This is a genomic window from Bathymodiolus azoricus thioautotrophic gill symbiont (assembly GCF_001298715.1).
GTDB lineage: Bacteria > Pseudomonadota > Gammaproteobacteria > PS1 > Pseudothioglobaceae > Thiodubiliella.
Genome location: NZ_CDSC02000480.1, coordinates 1 through 1918 on the forward strand (window position 1 = coordinate 1; position 1918 = coordinate 1918).

Consider the following 1918-nt stretch of genomic DNA (forward strand, 5'->3'; position numbering starts at 1 on the left):
ACAAGCACAGGTGTATTTACCCCAATCGCTGGTGCTACAGCTTTTAGCAATAAATTCAGTGGTACTGATGTTATTTATGGTGTTGGTATTGATGGAAAAATTAATGACACAATAAAATATCGTGTTGATTTTGAGCGTATAAAAGCAGATGGTGACATTGATAGTACTGGAATTAGTATGCTCTATAATTTCTAAATATAGATACTTAATCTACCATAAAAATACCCTGCCTTTGCAGGGTGTTTTTATTATCTAGAAACCATTAATCGCCAATTTTCCATTTACTTTTTTCTGAAAAAGCTTCAATGGTTTGGCGTTTGTCTTTGTTGATAAGATTGGAGTGTGATATTTTGTATTTTTTGGTGTAATCTACCAGAGAGACAATCTTTTTGCCTTCTAAATATGCCAAGCGTTTGTGGCAACTATTGGTGAGTGCTTTGCCGATAATACTTTCCATGATTTTGGTTTTCCCTGATTCGTTAAATTCATTAAAGGCGGTGTAGTAATCTGCCCTATCAATAAATTTAATGTTGATTGGCACAAAACCATCACGAATCAGTAGGTAATTGTCAGGTTCCACCACGTTGTTCCAGTTTGGGCATTTGATATGAGGGTTTACACAATCTGGTTTACAGGGTCAATTTTTGGGAAACCAGCGTATTAATTATGAGTAAATTTAAATTATATTTTGGATATTATCTTTGCTTTAATTGGATTATGTCTGTATACATATTTTTTTCTGGACTTATATTTAACTCAGATTTAGTTATGCAAATTCTTTTTTTACAAAGTTGGTTTTCAGGAGTTATTTTATTCTTTTGGATGATTTATAACTTAATCAAAAATAAAAATATAAAATATAAATTTCTTTGGTTTTTATCTTTTTGTATTATGTTTATTGGTGTGATTTTTTACTTTTGGTTTGTGTATAGAGAAAATCAAAAAATCAAAGTATAGCCCCACAATAAAAAGATGCTATCTTATCGTTGAACGCATGGCATACACCGCCTTCGGACAAAGACGCAAAGGCGACTGGAGCGCCAGCGACCCACTGCTCCCCATCATCCCAGCACTCACCAACCGGGGCTTCACTGGACACGAACACATTGATGAAATGGGCTTTATTCATATGAATGGTAGAGTATATGACCCACAAATTGGAAGATTCTTCAGTGCGGATCCATATATTCAAGCCCCTCACAACACACAGAGTTACAATAGATACAGTTATGTAATGAACAATCCGCTGAAATACACTGACCCGAGCGGTTACTGGAGTTTGAATCCTTTTAAAGCAATAGATAAAGCATGGCGAAGTGTTCGGAGAAGTATTAAAAAATACGGCAGACAAATTGCTTCTATCGCTGTTTTATTTATCCCAGGATTAAATATTTATGCAGCAGGATTTTTGTCCGGTATGGTTGGAAGCAAAGGTGATTTAAAACAAGGATTATTAGGCGCATTAACAGCAGGATTTAACGCCAAGGTATTGCATCCAATGAAAGCGGGTTTCAGAAAGTTGATAGCCCATGGCTTAACTGGTGGCGTACGAAGTCGATTATCTGGTGGTAGTTTTAAAAGCGGATTCTTAGGATCGGCTGTTAGTTATGGCGCAAGCTGGTCAGGCGCATATGAGGTAGCAGGTGTTAGTAATCAAGCCAGCGGATGGACGCAAAGAGTACAAAATGTTGTCGATTCTTATGTGGTTGGTGGCGTCGCTGCTGAGTTGGGTGGGGGTAAATTTGCTAATGGTGGGATGAGTGCGGCGTTTAGTAGAATGTTTAATGATACTTTAACACTAGGTATTTCATATAAGGTGCCCGTTTGGATACAAAAAGCACTAGGGGTAAATGTGCCTGCACAAGGTTTTGGTGTTGGTTTTGCTTTATCATATCCAGGATTTAGTGGTGGTAAATTT

At 37.0% G+C, this 1918-nt stretch carries 4 protein-coding genes; 3 read left to right on the forward strand and 1 reads right to left on the reverse strand.

Annotated features, from left to right (window positions below; translation table 11 throughout):
* Positions 1-195 (forward strand): autotransporter outer membrane beta-barrel domain-containing protein (locus BAZSYMA_RS09040; protein WP_143243187.1); only part of this gene is annotated, 195 nt, incomplete at its 5' end.
* 67 nt (positions 196-262) lie between these two features.
* On the opposite strand, the gene BAZSYMA_RS09045 is transcribed toward BAZSYMA_RS09040, so the two are convergent.
* The gene (locus BAZSYMA_RS09045) at positions 263-580 is read right to left on the reverse strand and encodes a hypothetical protein (RefSeq protein ID WP_241502608.1); all 318 of its coding nucleotides are present in this window, start codon (positions 578-580) and stop codon (positions 263-265) included.
* An 86-nt stretch (positions 581-666) separates the two neighbouring features.
* Between BAZSYMA_RS09045 and BAZSYMA_RS10145 the strand changes: the two genes are divergently transcribed.
* Together BAZSYMA_RS10145 and BAZSYMA_RS09055 are read left to right on the forward strand one after the other, a co-directional pair.
* Positions 667-957 (forward strand): hypothetical protein, encoded by a 291-nt coding sequence (locus tag BAZSYMA_RS10145; protein WP_090718279.1) that lies wholly within the window; start codon positions 667-669, stop codon positions 955-957.
* 37 nt (positions 958-994) lie between these two features.
* Positions 995-1918, forward strand: a 924-nt coding sequence (locus BAZSYMA_RS09055) for an RHS repeat-associated core domain-containing protein (RefSeq protein ID WP_241502610.1), incomplete at its 3' end; no start/stop codon positions are given.

What these genes read in the sequence shown, in the direction of transcription:
- BAZSYMA_RS10145 (WP_090718279.1), top strand. Translation starts at nt 667, where the DNA reads ATGAGTAAATTTAAATTATATTTTGGATATTATCTTTGCTTTAATTGG.